19 protein-coding genes are annotated in these 19,444 nt (G+C 65.1%); 9 read left to right on the forward strand and 10 right to left on the reverse strand.

Features of this window, described 5'->3' with window-relative positions:
* Nucleotides 1-75 precede the first annotated feature (75 nt).
* Nucleotides 76-435, forward strand: coding sequence for a helix-turn-helix domain-containing protein (locus tag J9885_RS10350; protein ID WP_210549324.1), 360 nt, complete (start codon nucleotides 76-78; stop codon nucleotides 433-435).
* On the opposite strand, the gene J9885_RS10355 is transcribed toward J9885_RS10350, so the two are convergent.
* The 3 genes from J9885_RS10355 to J9885_RS10365 form a co-directional block, all read right to left on the reverse strand.
* A complete protein-coding gene (locus J9885_RS10355) occupies nucleotides 407-1,444 on the reverse strand; it encodes an acyltransferase family protein (RefSeq protein WP_210549325.1) in 1,038 nt (345 codons plus the stop codon). The two genes, J9885_RS10350 and J9885_RS10355, sit on opposite strands and share 29 nt — an antisense overlap.
* A 154-nt stretch (nucleotides 1,445-1,598) precedes the next feature.
* A complete protein-coding gene (locus J9885_RS10360; RefSeq protein WP_210549328.1) occupies nucleotides 1,599-2,219 on the reverse strand; it encodes a PepSY-associated TM helix domain-containing protein in 621 nt (206 codons plus the stop codon).
* A 65-nt stretch (nucleotides 2,220-2,284) separates the two neighbouring features.
* Nucleotides 2,285-4,327 carry a TonB-dependent siderophore receptor gene (locus J9885_RS10365; RefSeq protein ID WP_210549330.1) on the reverse strand — a complete coding sequence of 681 codons (2,043 nt, stop codon included), beginning with the start codon at nucleotides 4,325-4,327 and terminating at the stop codon, nucleotides 2,285-2,287.
* Nucleotides 4,328-4,594: 267 nt separating this feature from the next.
* Here J9885_RS10365 and J9885_RS10370 point away from each other — a divergent pair, with 267 nt between their 5' ends.
* Nucleotides 4,595-5,077: a GNAT family N-acetyltransferase gene (locus tag J9885_RS10370; RefSeq protein WP_210549332.1), complete on the forward strand. Its 483-nt coding sequence runs from the start codon at nucleotides 4,595-4,597 to the stop codon at nucleotides 5,075-5,077.
* Between the two features lie 470 nt (nucleotides 5,078-5,547).
* A complete protein-coding gene (locus J9885_RS10375; RefSeq protein WP_210549334.1) occupies nucleotides 5,548-6,285 on the forward strand; it encodes a class I SAM-dependent methyltransferase in 738 nt (245 codons plus the stop codon).
* A gap of 54 nt (nucleotides 6,286-6,339) precedes the next feature.
* Here the strand turns inward: J9885_RS10375 and J9885_RS10380 are convergent, their stop codons facing one another.
* Complete coding sequence (locus J9885_RS10380; RefSeq protein ID WP_210549336.1) at nucleotides 6,340-7,398, reverse strand: porin; 1,059 nt, start codon at nucleotides 7,396-7,398, stop codon at nucleotides 6,340-6,342.
* Nucleotides 7,399-7,617: 219 nt separating this feature from the next.
* Here J9885_RS10380 and glpX point away from each other — a divergent pair, with 219 nt between their 5' ends.
* Nucleotides 7,618-8,628, forward strand: coding sequence for a class II fructose-bisphosphatase (glpX, locus tag J9885_RS10385; RefSeq protein ID WP_043757022.1), 1,011 nt, complete (start codon nucleotides 7,618-7,620; stop codon nucleotides 8,626-8,628).
* 142 nt (nucleotides 8,629-8,770) lie between these two features.
* Nucleotides 8,771-9,022: a YkgJ family cysteine cluster protein gene (locus J9885_RS10390; RefSeq protein WP_210549338.1), complete on the forward strand. Its 252-nt coding sequence runs from the start codon at nucleotides 8,771-8,773 to the stop codon at nucleotides 9,020-9,022.
* Between the two features lie 92 nt (nucleotides 9,023-9,114).
* On the opposite strand, the gene J9885_RS10395 is transcribed toward J9885_RS10390, so the two are convergent.
* From J9885_RS10395 to hemC, 4 genes are read right to left on the reverse strand one after another with little or no spacing between them, the layout of a single operon-like run.
* The gene (locus J9885_RS10395; RefSeq protein WP_210549339.1) at nucleotides 9,115-10,278 is read right to left on the reverse strand and encodes a heme biosynthesis HemY N-terminal domain-containing protein; all 1,164 of its coding nucleotides are present in this window, start codon (nucleotides 10,276-10,278) and stop codon (nucleotides 9,115-9,117) included.
* A gap of 10 nt (nucleotides 10,279-10,288) precedes the next feature.
* Nucleotides 10,289-11,365, reverse strand: a complete 1,077-nt coding sequence (locus J9885_RS10400; RefSeq protein ID WP_210549342.1) for a uroporphyrinogen-III C-methyltransferase — start codon at nucleotides 11,363-11,365, stop codon at nucleotides 10,289-10,291.
* The gene (locus J9885_RS10405) at nucleotides 11,362-12,096 is read right to left on the reverse strand and encodes a uroporphyrinogen-III synthase (protein ID WP_210549533.1); all 735 of its coding nucleotides are present in this window, start codon (nucleotides 12,094-12,096) and stop codon (nucleotides 11,362-11,364) included. The genes J9885_RS10400 and J9885_RS10405 overlap by 4 nt, the downstream gene beginning before the upstream one ends.
* A 46-nt stretch (nucleotides 12,097-12,142) precedes the next feature.
* The gene (hemC, locus tag J9885_RS10410) at nucleotides 12,143-13,072 is read right to left on the reverse strand and encodes a hydroxymethylbilane synthase (protein WP_210549344.1); all 930 of its coding nucleotides are present in this window, start codon (nucleotides 13,070-13,072) and stop codon (nucleotides 12,143-12,145) included.
* 323 nt (nucleotides 13,073-13,395) lie between these two features.
* Here hemC and J9885_RS10415 point away from each other — a divergent pair, with 323 nt between their 5' ends.
* A complete protein-coding gene (locus J9885_RS10415) occupies nucleotides 13,396-15,915 on the forward strand; it encodes a class I adenylate cyclase (protein ID WP_210549346.1) in 2,520 nt (839 codons plus the stop codon).
* Between the two features lie 89 nt (nucleotides 15,916-16,004).
* On the opposite strand, the gene J9885_RS10420 is transcribed toward J9885_RS10415, so the two are convergent.
* Nucleotides 16,005-16,658: an alpha/beta fold hydrolase gene (locus J9885_RS10420; protein WP_210549348.1), complete on the reverse strand. Its 654-nt coding sequence runs from the start codon at nucleotides 16,656-16,658 to the stop codon at nucleotides 16,005-16,007.
* Entirely contained in the window at nucleotides 16,655-16,969 is a 315-nt protein-coding gene (cyaY, locus tag J9885_RS10425) for an iron donor protein CyaY (RefSeq protein WP_042077902.1), read from the reverse strand. The genes J9885_RS10420 and cyaY overlap by 4 nt, the downstream gene beginning before the upstream one ends.
* 73 nt (nucleotides 16,970-17,042) lie before the next feature.
* Here cyaY and J9885_RS10430 point away from each other — a divergent pair, with 73 nt between their 5' ends.
* The 3 genes from J9885_RS10430 (at nucleotide 17,043) to dapF (ending at nucleotide 19,409) form a co-directional block, all read left to right on the forward strand.
* Nucleotides 17,043-17,243, forward strand: a complete 201-nt coding sequence (locus tag J9885_RS10430; protein ID WP_210549350.1) for a lipoprotein — start codon at nucleotides 17,043-17,045, stop codon at nucleotides 17,241-17,243.
* A gap of 20 nt (nucleotides 17,244-17,263) precedes the next feature.
* Complete coding sequence (lysA, locus tag J9885_RS10435; protein WP_134695324.1) at nucleotides 17,264-18,514, forward strand: diaminopimelate decarboxylase; 1,251 nt, start codon at nucleotides 17,264-17,266, stop codon at nucleotides 18,512-18,514.
* Between the two features lie 64 nt (nucleotides 18,515-18,578).
* Nucleotides 18,579-19,409: a diaminopimelate epimerase gene (gene dapF / locus J9885_RS10440; protein WP_134695323.1), complete on the forward strand. Its 831-nt coding sequence runs from the start codon at nucleotides 18,579-18,581 to the stop codon at nucleotides 19,407-19,409.
* Nucleotides 19,410-19,444: the final 35 nt, after the last annotated feature.

Here is a 19,444-nt window from a genome sequence, read left to right on the forward strand (position 1 = left end):
AGCCGGCATCTTGGCTGCAAGAAGGCACATTTTCGTGGCATAGTTACCGCAAAGTAACCACTCGCGAGCTATCCCGTGTCCTCACTGCCCTGTCCCGCCTACCGGGTGCTGCGCCTGCTGGCCGGCAAATGGAAGCCGGCCATCCTGTTTCATCTGCGCGCCCGGACCCTGCGCTTTGGCGACCTGCGCCGCTGCCTGCCCGAGGTGAGCCAGAAGGTGCTCACCGCCCAGCTCAAGGAGCTGGAGAGCGACGGCGTCATCATCCGCACCCTCTACCCCGACGTGCCGCCCCGGGTGGAGTACAGCCTGAGCCCGCTCGGGGTCGCCCTGATCCCCCTGCTACAGCAGATGCACGACTTCGCGCTGAGCCACGGCGATCTGCTGGCCGGATCGGAACCTGTCTTTTCTAGCGAGCCCGCAGCAGCCGACGACTGAGCGGGTTTGCCGCCAGCAGCCCATAGGCGAGCAGGGTGAGCGCCAGCAGCACGGGCACCTTGACGAGCTCCCACCACACCAGCTTGCCCTGGGGGCCGAAGATCATCAGCCACACCACCAGCATCATGTGCAGGCAGTAGAGGCCGAGCACTTTGGGGGCCTGGCGCTCGAGCCAGCTGCCCTTGCCCCACGCCGGGTTCGCCAGCAGCAGCCCGAACAGGCCGAGGGCCCAGGGGAGCGAACCCAGCAGGAAGTCGTGGCGGTTGAGGGGGACGGCGGCAAAGCGCAACAGCCCCCAGGCCTCCAGGGCGTAGAGCCCCATTCCCGCCACCATCAGCAGGGCGCAGCGTCGCCCGTCCGGGCGCCAGGCACGGTGGCGCAACTCGGCGCCGAGGGCCACGAACAACAGGGAGAAGAAGGGGCCGTTGCGGGTCAGCAGGGCCCACTCCCCCCCCGGCAGCAGCGGGCCATAGGAGCCGCCAAGCAGGGCCAGCCCGAAGAGCAGGGCGCCGAGCACCAGGGCGAGCCTCGGCAGCCCGGCGCGCTGGCAGAGCGCCAGGATCAGCACCGCCAGCATCAGGGCGGGCAGGAACCAGAGGTGGATCATGCCGCCCACCCACCAGACGTTGAGGTGATCTCCGAGCTGCATCTGCCACTGGCTCGCCATGGCGGGCAGGTAGCCCTCGGTCACCGCCGCGAGCGGATTGAAGGGCACCAGCACGTAGAGCAGGCTCCACGCCAGCCAGAGTCCCAGCAGGGGGCGGCAGTAGCGCAGGGCCACCGTCAGGGGGTGGCCCGCGACCAGGGCGGGTTGCAGAAAGTAGCCGGCGCACAGGAAGAAGAGCGGCACCGCGAAGCGGCAGAGCTGGTTGATAATGGCTCCGGCCAGAGGGTAGGGCGTGCCGTCCCACAGGGCGGGGTCGAAGGGGTTGCTGAAGGGGGAGAGGTGAATGGTCATCACGGCCAGGATGGCCACCACTCGTCCGCATTCGATGCTGGAGATGCGCATGATTCCTCGCGGCGTTCGGGGTGTTGGCGCACCCTAGCAGCCCCACCCGACCCCGGCCAGCGCGCCGGCCGACAACTGTGAACCCGTCCCTCGCCGGTTACCCTTTGTTACCTGTGCCGACGGGGTGTTACGCCGCGTCGGCTTCGGGCCGCGTTCAGAGCAGGGCGACCAGCAGGGTGGCCAGGGCCCCCAGCAGCAGCAGGGCGATGCCGCGCCCGGCCGGGCCGTGCAGCTTGTTCCACATCAGCAGGCTGGTGAGGGCCAGCAGCAGCATGGCCAGGGCCGCCAGATCCCCGAACAGCTGCCAGGAGAGGCCCGTGCCCATGCCGCGGTGCAGCCGGTTGAGGCTGGCGGCGAAGTTCGCCTGCTGCAACTCGGTGCGCACCAGCAGGGTGCCTTCCACATAGCTGGCCGCCACGCTTTCGCTCAGGGTGACGCCGCGCAGCTCCCAGCGGGCCGGCAGGGTGAGGGGACCCGTCGGGGTAGGCAGGATCTGGGGCGGGGTGATCTGGGGGCGGGCCTCCTCGAACACGTCGGCATAACGCCGTTGCAGCAGGGTTTTCAATTCATCCGGGCTGGCCAGGGGGGCGGTCAGCATTATCTCCTCGCTGGATTTCGCGGTGTGGGGGCCCGGCAGGGGCAGCACAGCCCTGTGCTGGAGCCAGAGGCCGGTGAGGCCATAGAGCAGGATCAGGGTGAGGGTGGCAAAGCCTGCCCAGGCGTGGATGCGGCGCACCCACTTGTTGTTGTGCAGGGGGAGTTTTCTGTGTGTCATCGTTCGGTGCTTCATAACAATCTGGCCAGCGAATGCTGGCCAGAGGGGTCGGTAAACAGGGAGGATCAGAAGCGGTAGGCGGCGGTCAGGTTCAGCTGACGGGGCGTGCCCGGCATGATCTGGGCCGCGCTGGTGGCGCTGACGAAGTAGTCGTGGTCGGTCAGGTTTTCCACGCTCAGCTGGGTCTCCCACTGGGACCAGCGGTAGCCGGCGCGGGCGTCGAAGCGCGCGTAGCCGGGCAGGGTGGTGGTGTTGGCGTTGTCCGCGAAGCGATCCCCCACTGCCGTCACCCCGGTCTCCCCGAACCAGCCCTGCTTGCCGCTCTGGTAGCCGGCGAACAGCTGGCCGTTCTGGCGGGAGACGTTCATCGGCCGCTTGCCCTGGAGATCCGCGTCCGCCTTGACCTGCTCCGCATCCTGGATGGCGATGCCGCCGCGCAGGTAGAACTCGTCGGTCAGCTGGGCGCGGGCGCTCAGCTCGATGCCGTCGGTGCGCTGCAGGCCGGTGAGGAGCACCAGGGTGGGATCCAGCGGATCCTTGCTGCGCTTGTTGTACATCTCCAGCCGGTAGAGGGAGAGGGTGGTCGCCAGGCGGCCATCCAGCCAGTCGCTCTTCACACCGCCCTCATAGAGCCGGGTGTGCTGGGGATCCAGGTGGTTGTTCTTGTCCCCCGGGGTGATGCCGATGAGCTCCCCCCCCACAGGGGTGAAGGTCTTGCTGTAGGAGGTATAGAAGGCGTGATTCTCGATGGGGTTCCACACCAGGCCCAGGCGCGGGCTCAGACTGGTGACCGAGAGGGTCTCCTCCTTGTTCAGGTCGTTGCGGCGGCTGGTGACGGTGAAGTCGTCCCGACGCAGACCCGCCAGCAGGTGCCAGTCGCCCAGGCTGAGCTGATCCTGCACGTAGAGGCCGTAGCCGCGTACCCTGTGGTGGGCGTCGCTGGCAAGCTTCATGGCGCCGTCGTAGGTGGGCAGGGCGCCCGGATCGTAGAGATCCCCGGCCGGGATCGCGCTGGCGTTCTGGTAGAGCTTGGGGGTGCGCTCCTGCCAGCCCTGCTCCAGGCCGACCAGCAGGCGATGCTCGACGGGGCCGGTCTGCAGCAGGCCTTCGGCCTCGGTGTTGCTGGTGAGGCTGCTGGCCTTGAGATCCTGCTGCCAGCGGGCGCGGGTCACCTTGTCGCCCTTGACGCTGGTGACATAGGTGTTGTCGAACTGGCTGTCGAGGGTGGTGTAGCCGAGCTGCTGGCGCAGCTGCCACTGATCGTTGATGTCCCAGGTGAAGCGGGAGCGGGTGGACTGGGCCAGGTCATCGATGAAGTCGCGGCGGGTGTCGCTGTAGACACTCTCGATGGGGACGTCGGCCGGGCGACCATCGACGCCGGGGATGCCGCGATCCGGGGTGCGGTCGTGCTCGTTGCGCTCGTACTGCACCAGCCAGTTCAGGCTGTCGCTGATCTCCCAGTTGACGGAGGGGGCCAGCAGGGTGCGCTTGCTGGTCACGTCGTCGCGGAAGCTGTCCTTGTCTTCCTGGGCCAGGTTGAGGCGCAGTTGGACCCGCTCCCCCGCCTCGCCGTTGAGGTCGGCGGCCAGGCGCTGGCTGTCGAAGCTGCCGATGCGGGCGGTGACGCTGGAGGCCTGCCCCTTCTGTGGCGTCTTGCTGACCCGGTTGACGATACCGCCTGTGCTGCCACGGCCGTAGAGCACGGCGGCCGGCCCCTTGAGCACCTCGACCCGCTCGATGTTGCCAAGGTCGCGGGTGTACTGCATGTCGTCGCGCAGACCGTCCAGATAGAAGTCGTTGCTGGCGCTGAAGCCGCGGATGTTGACCCCGTCGAAGCGGGTGTCACCGCTGGCGTTGACGCCGGGGATGCCGGTCAGGGCCTCGCTCAGGGTGGGCTGGCCGAAGGCGGTCAGCTCGCTCGCCTTGACGCTGTCGATGGTCTGGGGCACCAGCTTGGCCGGGGTGTTGGTACGGGTGGCCGTGGCGACCTCCTCGTGCTGGCTGCGTTTGCCAACCACGGTGAGGGTCTCGTCTTCGGCGCGGGCGCTGGCACAGAAGGCCAGCAAGGCGACGCCCAGCAGGGCGCGCGGGGAGTTGGAGTTATGCATCTAGGTGTGACTCTTGTCGACCTGTTGGCCTGAACTTATTGATTTATTTGTAGTTATTGATGTCCCCAGTGCTGGGGGATGCCAATGATATTGATTTTCATTTGCCTTGCAAGGAGAAGATGTAAGAAAACTACATGGATGCCGCAGGAGGGGATGACAGGCCCTCACCGGGCGGGGGTATCCGCCTTGGTGCCGGCGGGCGGCCCGGTTACCATGGCGACACGACGCCGCCGGCGTACCGCTCACGACAGGGACAGGGAGAGAGACATGGTAGAGATCATCCGGGCCGATCTGCACGACAGCCGTCACGGGGAGGCGCTGATCGCGCTGCTGGACGAATACGCCAGGGACGAGATGGGGGGCGGGACCGCCCTGGCCGACGAGGTGAAGGCCAATCTGGCCCGGGCCCTGGCGGATCGCCCCGGTGCCCACGTGCTGCTGGCCTGGGTGGACGGGGAGCCGGCCGGCGTGGCCACCTGCTTCGAGGGCTTCTCGACCTTCGCCTGCCAGCCCCTGCTCAACCTGCACGACCTGGCGGTGCACCCGGCCCATCGTGGCCGCGGCATCGGCAAACGGCTGCTGGCCGAGGTGGAGCGGCTCGGCCGGGAGCTCGGCTGCTGCAAGCTGACCCTAGAGGTGCTGGAGGGCAACCGGGTGGCGCAGGCCGCCTACCGGGCGAGCGGATTCGCAGGCTATGAGCTCACACCCGAGGTGGGCCGGGCCCTGTTCTGGCAGAAGACGCTGGGGTAAGCCGGGCGGCAAACATGATCTGCCGGGCTTGCCTCCCGGGCTCGCAGCCCCTAGAGTGGCGCCAGCTGATTTCCTTCTTTCAACGGCCAGCCTTGGCCAGGTGAACGAGATGACCCTTTATGCCTCGGATCAACGCGTGACCCGAGTGAACTCCGTACAGATGCGCGCGATGAAGCATTGTCCGGAGCCCGGGGAGGCCTGAGCCTCCCACCCATTCATCGTATTGCGCCGGCCGGATCCCCTTTATCGCGGGATCCGGGCCCTTGCCGTACGACTGAACAAAGGCCATAGACGCTGCCTCGTCTATGGCCTTTTTTGTTGGCCCGCAGCCAGGTTGCGGGCGCGAGACAGAGCAGAGGCCCGCCCGGGTTCTCTGCTTTTTTTATGGCCGGCGCTGGCCGACGGGTATGCTTGGCAAGGGCCGGGCCACCGATCGGACAGGCTGGCAACATCCACGAGGAAGACGTGACATGTCACAAAATATCTATGACAACCCAGGTTTCTTTGAAGGTTATGCCCAGCTGCCCCGATCGCAGCAGGGGTTGGCGGGGGCGCCGGAGTGGCCGGCGCTGCAGGCCATGCTGCCGGCGCTGGCCGGCAAGCGGGTGCTGGATCTGGGGTGCGGCTATGGCTGGTTCTGCCGGGCAGCCAGAGAGCTCGGGGCTGCCGACGTAGTCGGTATCGATCTCTCCGCCAGGATGCTGGCCCGTGCCGCCGAGCTGACCCGGGATGAGGCCATCCGCTATCGGCAGGGGGATCTGGACGGTCTTGCGCTGTCCGATGAGCCTTTCGATCTCATCTACAGCTCCCTGGCGCTGCACTATCTGCCGGAAGTGGCGCCGCTGTTTGCGGAGATCCACCGTGCGCTGGTGGCGGGGGGAAGCCTGGTGTTCTCGGTGGAGCACCCCATCTTCACCAGCCCGCAGCCCCAGGGCTGGCTGGTGGACGGGGAGGGGCGCCGCTCCTGGCCCGTCAATGGCTACCAGGCCGAGGGCAAGCGGACCAGCAACTGGCTGGCGGACGGGGTGATCAAGTACCACCGCACCCTGGGCACCTACCTCAACGCGCTCATCGCCGCAGGATTCGAGATCCGCCGCGTGGAGGAGTGGGGGCCGACGGCGGCGCAGATCGCCGCCAACCCGGCCCTGGCGGAGGAGGCTGAGCGCCCCATGCTGTTGCTGGTGTCGGTGCAAAAGCCCCTGGCCTGACGCAATAAAAAACGGCGCGCAGAGAGATCTGCGCGCCGTGTTCTGGAGCCTGACTTAGAAGTCGTAGCGGGCTGCCAGCTGGAAGTCATCCTTGGTGTTCAACTTGCCGCTGTCATTGCTGTCCAGATTGTTGATGCGGTACTCGCCGATGACGCGCAGGTTCTTGTTGAACTTGTACTGGGCACCCAGGGTGTAGTAGTCGATGGAGTCGTAGTCAGACTTGCCGGACTGCTCCACCTTCTGCTTGTTCCACAGGGCCATCAGGCCGAAGCCGTTCTCGAAGTTGTAACCCAGGGCCCCTTCCCAACCGGTGTGATCCTTGCCGGTGGCCAGGAAGTCGCTGCCGTCGGCATAGCTCAGGGCGGCGTAGACGGCCTTGTTGTCGTACTTGGCGGAGAGCAGCCACAGCTTGGCATCCTCTTCACCGCTCTTGTCGCGGATGCCCACGTTGTAGGCGGTCCCCAGCGACAGGTTGAACGGGAAGGTGTAGGCCACGGCGGCGCCGTAGGCGGCATCGCTGTCCTTGCTGGTGGTCTCTTCGGTGTCACCGCCGTCGAACTTGTAGCTGGTGTCGACCTGGAAGCCGTTGAACAGGCCGGAGTACTTCAGCACGGAGCCGGCGCGGTTGGTGGCGAAGGTGTCAGTCTTGGCGCCGAGGGCGTCGTTGCCGTAGCCGTCGGAGAGGGAGACGTCGGTCCAGTCGGCCAGGAAGCCCGGGGCCCCCTTCTGGCGACCGAAGGTCACTGTGCCCCAATCTGCGCCCACCCCGGCGAAGGCCAGGCGGGTGCGCATGTTGTCGGAGTTCTCGCTGACAGTCTTCTCGCTGTCGTTGATGTAGATCTGCAGCTCATACTGCGCCAGTGCCTTGAGGCCCGGGTTGATCTCGCTCTCTGCCTTGGCGCCCAGGCGGACAAACTGGTTGGCACCCTGCTTGTCGCTGTATTCGTTCTTGATGTCACCGTTGGCATCCAGCTCTTTCTTCTCGCCGAAGAACTGGCCGGCGTAGATGCGGCCGTACAGGTCGAGCAGGGTGCTGTCGTTCTTGTAGACTTCGACGGCTTGAGCCTGGAAGGCGGCGGTGAGTGCCAATGCGACTACTGTGAGCTTTTTCATCATGATCCCTTGTGTTGCAAGCTGCTGTTTTGAAAGACGGGGCCATGCTAGGAGGGGTAGATGACAGCGGGGTGACCGCACGGTGAACAAACCGTGTCGGTTTCATGTCAGCGGGATGAAAACCGCGATTTATGTGGCTGACCGCCACTTTTACGCGCAAAGGTTTGCCCTTGTGATAGAATGCCGCCCGTTTTTCGAGCTCCTAAGGTTGGATATGCGATGAGACGTGAACTGGCAATCGAATTTTCCCGAGTGACGGAAGCGGCGGCACTGGCTGGCTACAAGTGGCTCGGACGTGGTGATAAGAATATCGCCGATGGCGCGGCCGTGGCGGCCATGCGTCACATCCTCAATCAGATCCAGATCGATGGCGAGATTGTGATAGGCGAAGGGGAGATCGACGAAGCCCCCATGCTCTACATCGGCGAGAAGGTGGGCACGGGTCAGGGCGACGCCGTGGACATCGCGGTCGACCCCATTGAAGGGACCCGCATGACTGCCATGGGTCAGGCCAATGCCCTGGCGGTGCTGGCGGTTGGCGACAAGGGCTCCTTCTTGAAGGCCCCCGACATGTACATGGAGAAGCTGATCGTGGGTCCCAAGGCCAGAGGCGCCATCGACCTCGACCAGGCCCTGGAGCTGAACCTCAAGGCCGTGGCCAAGGCCCTCGGCAAGCCGCTTTCCCGCCTGACCGTCATCACCCTGGCCAAGCCGCGTCATGACAAGGCAATCAAGGAGATGCAGGGACTGGGCGTGCGGGTGTTCGCCATTCCCGACGGCGACGTGGCCGCCTCCATCCTCACCTGTCTGCCGGACAGCGAAGTGGACATGCTCTACGGCATCGGTGGCGCCCCGGAAGGGGTGATCTCGGCGGCGGTGATCCGCGCCCTGGATGGTGACATGCAGGCCCGCCTGATCCCCCGTCACCAGGTCAAGGGTGACAGCCCCGAGGTTCGCGCCCTGGGCGAGCAGGAGATCGCGCGCTGCGAGGAGCTGGGCATCGACGTGAACAAGGTGCTCAAGCTGGAAGATCTGGCCAAGAATGACAACGTTATCTTCTCCGCCACCGGCATCACCAAGGGTGATCTGCTGGAAGGGATCACCAGCGACGGCGTCATGGCCACCACCGAGACCCTGCTGATCCGCGGCAAGTCGCGGACCATCCGCCGCATCAAGTCGATCCACTTCCTGGATCGCAAGGACAGCGTGGTGCGCGACATCATCCTGTGATGCGCTGACTCCCGTAGCAAAAAGCCCGGCACTGCCGGGCTTTTTGCTGTCTGCCAGGTGCCATGTTGCCCGGGCAGGGATAAGGCTTAGGAGAAACCGGACTCCTTGCTACACTGCGGTGCCATACAGAGGAAAAGATCACATGGAATGTCGTCAAGGTTGCGGTGCCTGCTGCATCGCCCCCAGCATCAGCAGCGCCATTCCCGGGATGCCGGATGGCAAGCCGGCGGGTGTGCCCTGCATGCAGCTCGATGCGCAGCTGGGCTGCAAGATCTTCGGCCAGCCGGAGCGCCCGGCGGTGTGCGGCGGCTTCCGGCCCATGGCGGACGTCTGCGGCTCCCACCGCCAGGAGGCGATCTGGCTCATCGGGGAGCTGGAGCGGCTGACCGCCTGAGGCGCAGGCCGCCAGAGAACCCGGACAAAAAAAGAGGCCGCAATCGCGGCCTCTTTTCACATTCTGGCAGATATTCCGGCAGATGCGCCCGATCAGACGTCCGCCAGTTGCAGCGCCTGACGGTAGTACTCGTTGGCCTTGTTGGTTAGCCGACGCTTGTCCATCACCTGCCCGAGGGCGTGGTAGAGGGCGGCATCCGGCGCCTTGGCCACTTCCTGCTCCAGCAGCTGCTGGGCGTCGTCCAGCTGACCTGCCAGCAGGTAGACCCGGGCCAGCGCCGCCTGGGCACCGGGCTGATCCTGGCTCTTCTTGAGCAGGGTCAGCATGGGCTGGTAGTCATCCAGCTTGAGCCTGGGCAGGCGGGTGAACAGTTCGGGGGAGGGGTCCTTGCGCAGGGCCTCCAGCCAGAGCTCGGCGGCCTCGGCATCGGCCCCCAGCCGGCGAAGGTGATCCCCATAGTTGGCCAGCAGCGCCGGCTCCTGGCGCAGCTTGCGGGGCATCTCCTGCCAGACGGGGCGCAGGGTCTCCAGGGCCTCGCTGGCGGCCTCGAGACGGCCGGACCAGGCCTGGTGCAACAGGGCCTCCTCTTCGTGGGCGGTCAGCTTGCCCACCTTGCGCAGGGTCGGGGCGAGATCGATCAGGGCAGGCCACTCCTGGCGGGCCAGATACACCTGGCGCAGCTGATCCAGCACCATGGGATGGCGCGGATGGAGGGCATAGATGGACTCGAGGCGACCGAGGGCGCTGTCGTATTGCCCCTGCTCGATCTGCAGCTGGGTCTGGATCAGGGTCAGGGCCAGCTCGGCCTTGGGGTTCTCCTCCTGAGCCTTCTGCAGGTAGTGATCCCGGCGCACATCATCGCCCCGGGCCTGGGCTACCCGGGCCGCACTCAGGTAGTTGAGCAGCGGGGTGTCGCTGTTGTCGGCCCCCTTGATCAGGAGCTTCTCGGCCTGGTTGTAGTGCCCCTCGGCCATGGCCAGGGTGGCATTCACCGTCTGCAGGTTCGCCTTGCGACGACGGCGGGAACCGAACCAGCCTTGCGTCTTGCGGCGCAGGCCGAACACCCGGACCAGCAGCCACTCGACGATGAGCAGGGCGCCGTAGAACAGCACCGCCAGGATCACCGCGCTGGTGACCGAGGACTCCACCGTGTAGTTGCCCAGCGAGATGAGCACGTAACCCTTGTTGCCGGAGGCTTGGGGGCCGAAGATGAGGCCCGCCACCATGACGGCCACCACGACGATCAGACGAATCATGGTCTCCTCCTCAGTTGCCGGCCAGGATGCGTTGCAGGCGCTCGTTCAGCACTTGCTCCAGCATGGCCTGGGTCTTGAACTGATCCGGGTAGTCAAACTGGATCTGCTCGCCTTTGAGCTTGTCGAGCTCGGACTGCATGTACTGGGTGGCGCTGTTGTCCGCATCGAAGTACTGGGTCAGCCAGCGCTGGGCCTTGTCCAGGCTGTCGGTGTAGAGCGTCTGCTGCTCGCGGTAGACGGCGAGCTGGGCCTGCAACAGCTTGGTCTTGAGGTTCTCCCGCAGGAAGATCTCCTGCTGGGGGGAGAGCAGGGCCTCCACGGCGCCGTCGCGACGACGGATGGTGATGAAGTTCTCGGTGAACTTGACCCAGTTCTTCTTGAGGTTGCTCTCCCACTCGTTGGGATTGGCGCTGACCGCCTGGTCCGGCTCGGCCTTTGCTTCCGGCATGCTCACGGTGGAGAGGGGCAGCAGTTCGATCTGGTCGGAGAGGGCGGCCAGCTTCAGGGTCAGCCCCTCGCGGTCGACCCGCGGCATCCCCTTGAGCTTGGCGATGTCTTCCGCCAGCGCCTGGCGGATGGGCATCAGGCTGGGATCGTTGAGCGCCCTGATGCGCTCGTCGGCGTTGCCGAGCAATGTGATGGCGGAGACGAGATCGTGCTCAAGCCAGAGCTTGCGGCCCGCCATGCGCACCAGGTATTCGGACTCGGCCAGCATCCAGTCGTTGGGGCGCTTGTCGTTGAGATCCAGCACCCGGGTCTGCAGACCCTTGAGCTCGCCCTGCAGCAGTTGCTGCTGCTTGTCGAGGCCGGCGATCTGTTCGGCGTCCTTGCTGCTGTTCTGATCCAGCCTGGCCATGGCGTCGGCCAGCTGCTGCTTGAGGGCGCCAAGCTCGGCCTTCTGGGCGACGGCATTCTGGTGCCCGTGCAGATAGAGGCCGCCGGTCAGGCCGAGGGCCAGCAGAATGGCGATGCCGCCGAGCACTGCACCCGAGCCGCCCTTCTTGCCGTTGGGGGCCTTCTGGCCGGGCTGGTTGTTGTCGACCACGGGGGCCGCGGCACTCGGCTGGACTTCTTGCTGTTCAGTCATTCCATCTTCCTCAGTTCCAGGGCGGCCACCAGAGCCTGGTTGGATGCACCTTGGGCAATCACGATACGGGTAAAACCAGCCTCCCCGGCCATCTCGGCCACCCGGGGGCTGGGCACCACCAGCAGGCGGTCATAAAGCCAGGGGTGCTGCGGGCCGGGCACCAGCGCCAGCAGCCGCTGCAGCAGTTCACCGCTGGTGACGAGCAGGCTGTCGAGGCCGGCCCCCTGCCAGCGGCGGGTCAATGCGTCCCCGTCAAGGTCGGGGTAGTGGCGCTCGTAGGTGGCACAATAGTGCACCAGTGCGCCGCGTGAGGCCAGCGTCCGGGCGATGAGATCCCGCCCGTCGTTGCCGCGCAGGATCAGCACCCGCTTGCCGCTCACCTCCTGCAGGGCCGGCAGGGCCAGCAGGCCTTCGCTGCGGGGGTCGTCCGGGCACAGGGCCTGGATGCCCGCCTCGGCGAAGGCATCCGCGCTTGCCTGACCGACCGCAAAGTAATCAATATGTGGCCAGGTCAGACCAGTTTGCAACAGAAAATGATGTGCAAAATGAACGGCATGCATGCTGACGGCGATGACGATGTCCGCTGCAGGCAGCCATTCGGGCAGACGGGCGAGTTCGCTGCCCGGCCGGGTTTCCAGCAGCGGGCAGCAGAGCGGAGCGTGACCATGCTGACGCAGCAGGGCTGTCAGCTCGGCGGCCTGGGCGGCCGGACGCACCACCAGGGGGACCATCAGGCCGCGCCCCGGCAGGGTGGCCATGATCCGATCCTGACCGGACTCATGCCCGGTAGACCTCGGCCAGTATGGTGTCTGCCCCGTCGGCCAGCAGACGCCGGGCCAGCGCTTCTCCCAGGGCCTCGCCGTCCGCCAGGGGGCCGCGGATCTCGTCGCGGATGACGCGGGCACCGTCCGGGCTACCCACCAGGCCGCGCAGCCACACTTCCTCTCCCTCTACCAGGGCGTAGGCGCCGATGGGGACCTGACAGCCCCCCTGCAGGGCGCGGTTCATGGCGCGCTCGGTCAGCACCCGGATGCGGGTCTCGGCGTGCTCCAGCGGCGCCAGCAGGGCGTGCAGCTCAACATCGTCCAGGCGGCACTCGATGCCGACCGCCCCCTGGCCGTTGGCGGGCAGGCTCTGCTCCGGCTCGATGAAGGCGGTGATGCGGTGGGCCATCTCCAGCCGTTTCAGACCGGCGGCGGCCAGGATGATGGCGTCGTAGTCACCGGCATCCAGCTTGGCGAGGCGGGTGTTGACGTTGCCGCGCAGGTCGCGGATCACGAGATCCGGGCGGGCCGCGCGCAACTGGCACTGACGGCGCAGGCTGGAGGTGCCGACCACGGCCCCCTGCGGCAGCTCGTCAATGGCGGTGAAGCGGTTGGAGACGAAGGCATCGCGCGGGTCTTCCCGCTCGCAGATGGTGTGCAGGCCGAGCCCCTCGGGAAACTCCACCGGCACGTCTTTCATGGAGTGGACGGCGATGTCGGCCCGTCCTTCGAGCATGGCAGTCTCCAGCTCCTTGACGAACAATCCCTTGCCACCGACCTTGGCGAGCGGGGTATCGAGGATCTTGTCACCCTGGGTGCTCATGGGCACCAGTTCGACCTGCAGATCGGGGTGGAGCGCCTCCAGCCGATCTTTCACAAAGTTGGCCTGCCACAGGGCCAGTGGGCTCTTGCGAGTGGCAATTCTCAGGGTTCGGGCTGCCATATCAATCAGTTGTTTCATCTTTAGAGAGGAAAACGATCTTACCACCCTTTGCAGGGGCTTTCATGGCGCAGCCCGCAAAAGCGGGGCCAAGCTCAAAAACGGCAGTTGAAAAGAATTTTCATTACGCCAAAAATTGATTTTAAGACACTGAAAATACAGTGTTTTATTGCTTTCCATTGATACCGTTAAGGCAGTGCTCAGAAATAATCCGGTGATTGTGTGCGGGCTTGTTTACCACCGCTGTTTGCATTGTTAACATGATCACACTTTTTTGACGTCTCCCCGTTTTGGTGCGTCATTTCTCTTCCCCCATAGGTAGGGCATTGCTGGTAAAACTCGACACGCTGGTGGCGCGCTACGACGAGCTGAATCGTCTCAAGACGCAACGAGCGCTGGATCTCATGAGCCGGTACGGGCAGCAGGTTTTCCAACTGCTGCCCGTCATGCTGCACTTCAATCATCCCCTGCTGCCCGGTTATGTGGCAGGGGACGTGCCTCATGGTATCTGGAGTTTCGTGGCAAACGACGCCCAGCAGGCCTTCATCCAGGATCTCTGCCAGAACGCGAACTGCCAGGGGGGGCTCAGCACCCACGACAAGTCCATCCAGGGCCTCTACTCCATGGGGAGCACCTCCTCTATCGGGCAGTGCTGCCACTCGGATCTCGATATCTGGGTCTGCCACGTGGCCGGCCTGTCGAGCGAACGCCTCGCCCTGCTGGAGCAGAAGTGCCATCACCTCTCCCTGTGGGCCGAGCAGCGGGGGGTCGATCTCAACTTCTTCCTGATCCCCGAAGACAAGTTCCGCCAGCGCAACGATGCCCAGATGCAAGGGGAGAGCTGCGGCAGCGCCCAGCACCTGCTCTTACTCGACGAGTTCTACCGCAGCGCCATGCACATCGCGGGCAAGCGGCTGCTCTGGTATCTGGTGCCCGCCGAGTATGACGATCACTACGACGACTATGTGAAGGGTCTGTTCGCCCACGGCAAGCTGAGCCAGGACGACTGGCTCGATCTCGGGGGCTTCAACCGCATTCCTGCCGAGGAGTACTTCGGTTCCGCCCTGTGGCAGCTCTACAAGGGGATCGACTCCCCCTACAAGGCGGTGCTCAAGTCGGTGCTGATGGAGGCCTACTCCCACGAGTACCCCAACACCCGGCTGCTGTCTGTGACCAGCCGCGACTGGTTCCAGCACAACGAGGGCATGCACTACCGCCTCGACAACTACTGCCTGATGCTGGACAAGGTGACCAACTACCTCAAGTCCATCGGCGACATGCAGCGCCTGGATCTGGTGCGCCGCTGCTTCTACCTGAAGGTGTGTGACGGCCTGAGCCATCCCAAGGAGGATCACTCCCCGGACTGGCGCCGTGAGCAGATGGCCCAGCTGGTGGCCTACTGGGGCTGGAGCCCGGAGCGCCTGCACCACCTGGATCACCGCCAGGAGTGGAAGGTCGAGGACGTCAAGGTGGCCTACGCCGAGCTGCTGGAGGCCCTGATGCAGAGCTACCGCAACCTCATCCAGTTCGCCCGGCGCAACAACATCAGCGAGTCCATCAACCCGGAAGACATCGGCATTTTGTCGCGCAAGCTCTATGCCGCGTTCGAGAGCCTGCCGGGCAAGGTGCAGCGCATCAACCTCAAGATAGCGCCGGATCTCGGCGAGCCGGACCTCAGCCTGGTGCAGGTGCCCCACGGCCGCCTGAACCGTGCCGGCTGGTATCTCTACAAGCATTCCCTCGAGCCCGCCGACATCATAGGTCGGGCGCCGCTCGAATATAACGGTTACATCAGCAAGCTGGTGGCCTGGGCCTATTTCAACGGCCTGCTGACGCCCCAGTCCCGGGTGCACCTGTTCAACCAGGGCTCGGATCTGCACATCGACAACCTGCACCAGTTCTGCCGCGACCTGTCCGGGACCTTCCCGGTCAAGTACCCTCGCGCCACCAACCTGGCCCTGAGCCGGCCGTGCGAGATCCGTCAGCTCTCCATCTTCCTGAACCTGGAGACGGATCCGTCCAGCCACTGGGTCGGTCAGGTGATCGAGTTCGACGCCAACGCCGCCGATGTCTTCTCCTTCGGTCGCAACCAGGAGTGCCTGGTGGGCTCGGTGGATCTCGTGTATCGCAACTCCTGGAGCGAGATCCGCACCCTGCACTTCGAGGGGGAGGAGGCCGTGGTGGACGCCCTCACCACCATCCTCGGCAAGATGCACCAGGATGCCGCGGCCCCCGAGATGATAGAGGTGTTCTGCTACAGCCAGCACTTCCGCTCCCTGGTGCGCTCCCGCTTCCAGCAACTGGTGGCCGAGTGCATCGAGCTGCGCCTGGCCCGGGACAAGCAGCAGCTGGTCAAGACGCTGGCGCTTGGCAAGGAGAAGTACGGCATCTTCTTCGAGCGGCGCGGGGTGTCGGTCAAGAAGCTGGAGAATGCCATCGACTTCTACCGCCACATCTCCCACAACAAGCTGGATCACCTGCCGCTGCGCCTCGACAAGACCCACAGCCAGCACCTGCCCGGCATCGTCGACGCCTACGCGAGCGAAGGGCTGGTGCAGTTCTTCTTCGATACCCGGGATGCAGGCACCAACATCTATATCCTGGACGAGGCGAACCGGGTGGAGATCTACCAGCACTTCGCCGGCAACAAGGACGAGCTGGTGCAGGGGGTGAACCGCTTCTACACCTCGGGCCACGAACGCTTCAGCCATGCGGGCCAGTTCAGCAACTTCAACCTGCCCCAGTACTACGAAATCGTGCAGGTGGGTGACAAGCTGGAGGTGATCCCCTACCGCAGCCAGAGCCCGCAGCGGGAGAACCCGGGGGCGGCCCGGGAAGTGGGGTGATGGGGGCGGATGTGCCGCGCACATCGTCAACGGGATGAAAGCAAACGGCCTGCATCATGCAGGCCGTTGTCATATTCGTGGTCCGAGAATCAGACGCTTAGGCGGGCCAGCAGCCAGCGGCGGATGTCGTCGAGCTGGGGGCGGCAGATCTCGTGGCGCATGGGGTACTCGTGCCACTCGGGGGAGAGCCCCGCCGCTTCCAGCCGGTTCTTGGCGTCCCAACCCATGGAGAGGTTCACCACGTCGTCATAGATGCCGTGCATGTAGCAGATGGGCAGGCTGTGGGCGGCCTCGCTCATCTCCCCCAGCAGGGCATCGGGCGCCGCCAGGTAGGTGGACATGCAGAGCAGGCCCGCCAGCTGCGCCGGATAGCGCAGGGCGGTGTCGGCGGCGATGACGCCCCCCTGGGAGAAGCCGGCCAGCACGATGCGCTCGGGGGCAAAGCCCTCGGCCATCAGCTGATCCAGCAGAGCTGCGATCCGGGTGGACGATTCGTGTACATGGGAGGCCACGGCGCGATCCGCCGGGTCGTCGAAGCTCTTGATGTCGTACCAGCCGCGCATCCGGTAGCCCATGTTGATGGTGATGGGGCGCTCGGGGGCATCGGGCAGCAGGTGGCGCACCGGCAAGCCGGCGGGCAGGGCCAGCGCGTCCACCAGAGGAGCGAGGCCGGCGCCGGAGTCACCCAGCCCGTGCAGCCAGACTACCGCATGGCGGGAACCCTGGGGGTGCAGGTCGATCATGGGAAGACCACGGGCTCGCCTGCCTGGCTGGTGCAGGCACGGGTCAGCAGGGTCTTGAGCTCGTCGCCGAAGCGGTTGTCGATCCAGCTGTCGCCACGCAGTTCGAAGTGGAAGCCGTTCTCCCGGGTAGCGACCCAGATCTGGTGCAGGGGCTCCTGCTTGTTGATGATGACCTTGGTCTTGTTCTCGAAACTCAGGGTCAGCACGCCGCCGGCCCGTTCGCAGTCGATATCCGGATACCCCTCGTCGATAACGTCTTCCACGTACTGGAAAAAGGCGTCGGTCAGGGCGTGATACTCGTGATCCTTCATCGGTTTATCCTGTTGCTTTTAACAATGTGAGTGCGATTATAGAGGGCCAAAAATTTTTTCGCAGCGAACCATTATGATTACCCAGCTTACCAAGTGCCTGTTTGCCGTGTCGCTGTCGCTCGGGTTGGCCGCCTGCGGCCTGACGGGGCCGCTCTACATGCCGCCGGCCGAACAGCCCGCTCCTGCAGAGCAGACACAGCCCAAGACAGAGAGTACACCGCAAGCCGCCTCGCCTGCGACCGCTACACCGGCCTTAGAGGCCGCGCCGCAATAATCTAGGAAGGAACCGCCCCCTTGGATCACTTTAACTACGACGCCGACGGTCAGCTTCAGGTCGAACAGCTTCCCCTGCAACAGCTCGCCGATCAGTACGGCACCCCGCTGTACGTCTACTCCCGCGCCACCCTGGAACGCCACTGGCACGCCTTCGATCAGGCGGCGGGCGACATCCCCCACCTGATCTGCTATGCGGTCAAGGCCAACTCCAACCTGGCGCTGCTCAACCTGCTGGCCCGCCTGGGCTCGGGGTTCGACATCGTCTCCGGCGGGGAGCTGTCACGAGTGCTGGCGGCGGGCGGTGATCCGGCCAAGGTGGTCTTCTCCGGCGTCGCCAAGAGCGAGGCCGAGATGCGCCTGGCGCTGGAAAAAGAGATCCTCTGCTTCAACCTGGAGTCGGAAGCCGAGCTGGAGCGCCTGAACCGGGTCGCGGGCAGCATGGGCAAGAAGGCGCGGGTCTCGGTGCGGGTCAACCCCGACATCGACGCGGGCACGCACCCCTATATCTCCACCGGCCTCAAGCAGAACAAGTTCGGCATCCCCATCGAGCAGGCGCCCGCCATCTACCGCAAGGCGGCGGCCATGGCCCACATCGAGATCAAGGGGGTGGATTGCCACATCGGTTCGCAACTCACTGAATTGAATCCCTTTATGGAAGCGGCGGACAAGCTGCTTAGGCTCATCGACGAGCTGGCGGCGGAAGGCATCCACATCCATCACCTGGACGTGGGCGGCGGCCTCGGGGTCAACTATGGCGCCGAACAGCCGCCGCACCCCACCGAGTATGCCGAGGCGCTCAAGCAGAAGCTGGCGGGGCGGGATCTGACCCTGCTGTTCGAGCCGGGCCGTGCCATCGTCGCCAACGCCGGCGTGCTGCTGACCCGGGTGGAGTTCCTCAAACCCGGCGAGACCCGCAACTTCGCCCTGATCGACGCCGGCATGAACGATCTGCTGCGCCCCTCCCTCTACGGCGCCTGGATGAACATCATCGAGGTGGACAGCCGCGCGACCCACGAGAAGGCGCTGTACGACGTGGTGGGCCCGGTGTGCGAGACCGGCGACTTCCTCGGCAAGGAGCGTACCCTGGCCATCGCCGAGGGCTCCCTGCTGGCGGTGCGTTCCGCCGGGGCCTACGGCTTCACCATGTCCTCCAACTACAACACCCGCCCCCGTGCGGCCGAGGTGCTGGTGGACGGTGACCAGGCCCACCTCATCCGGGAGCGCGAGCAGTTGGCCGATCTCTGGCGTGGCGAGCACTTGCTGCCGTGATAGGTATGGAATGTCAGCGTTCCTCCATGTGAGAGCGTGATTAACGGTGAGACAGGAACGCGCGATGTTGATTGAGTTTTCAAAAATGCACGGCCTCGGGAACGACTTCATGGTGGTGGATGGCGTCACCCAGAAGGTGTTCTTCAGCAACGACATCATCAAGAAACTGGCGGATCGCCACTTCGGCATCGGCTTCGACCAGCTGCTGCTGGTGGAGCCGCCCTATGATCCCGAGCTCGACTTCCACTACCGCATCTTCAATGCCGACGGCAGCGAGGTGGAGCAGTGCGGCAACGGGGCGCGCTGCTTCGCCCGCTTCGTGCGCCTGAAGGGGCTGGTCAACCGGGATCGCATCGCGGTCAGCACGGCCCGGGGTCGCATCACCCTGCAACTGGAAGGGGAGAACCAGGTCACGGTCAACATGGGAGTGCCCCAGTTCGAGCCGGGCAAGATCCCGTTCCGGGCCCAGAAGGCGGAGAAGACCTACCTGCTGCGGGCCCAGGAGCACACCGTGATGTGCGGCGCCGTCTCCATGGGCAATCCCCACTGCGTCATCGAGGTGCCCTCGGTGGCCGATGCGCCAGTGGAGACCCTGGGGCCCATCATGGAGCGCCACGAGCGCTTCCCCGAGCGGGTCAACGTCGGCTTCATGGAGATGGTCAACGCCAGCGAGATCAAGCTGCGGGTGTTCGAGCGCGGGGTGGGGGAGACCCTGGCCTGTGGCACCGGCGCCTGCGCCGCCGTGGTGATCGGCATCAGCCAGGGCAAGCTCAAGGAGCGGGTCACTGTTACCCTGCCGGGTGGCAAGCTGACCATCGCCTGGAAGGGGCCGGGCCAGCCCGTCTACATGACGGGCCCGGCCGAGCACGTGTTCGACGGCCAGATAGAGTTGTAGACAGCGAGCGGGGAGGGCCCCGCTCCGCCACATGT

Origin of the sequence: Aeromonas sp. SrichE-2G (assembly GCF_017939565.1) — a bacterium.
GTDB classification, from domain to species: Bacteria; Pseudomonadota; Gammaproteobacteria; order Enterobacterales; family Aeromonadaceae; genus Aeromonas; species Aeromonas taiwanensis.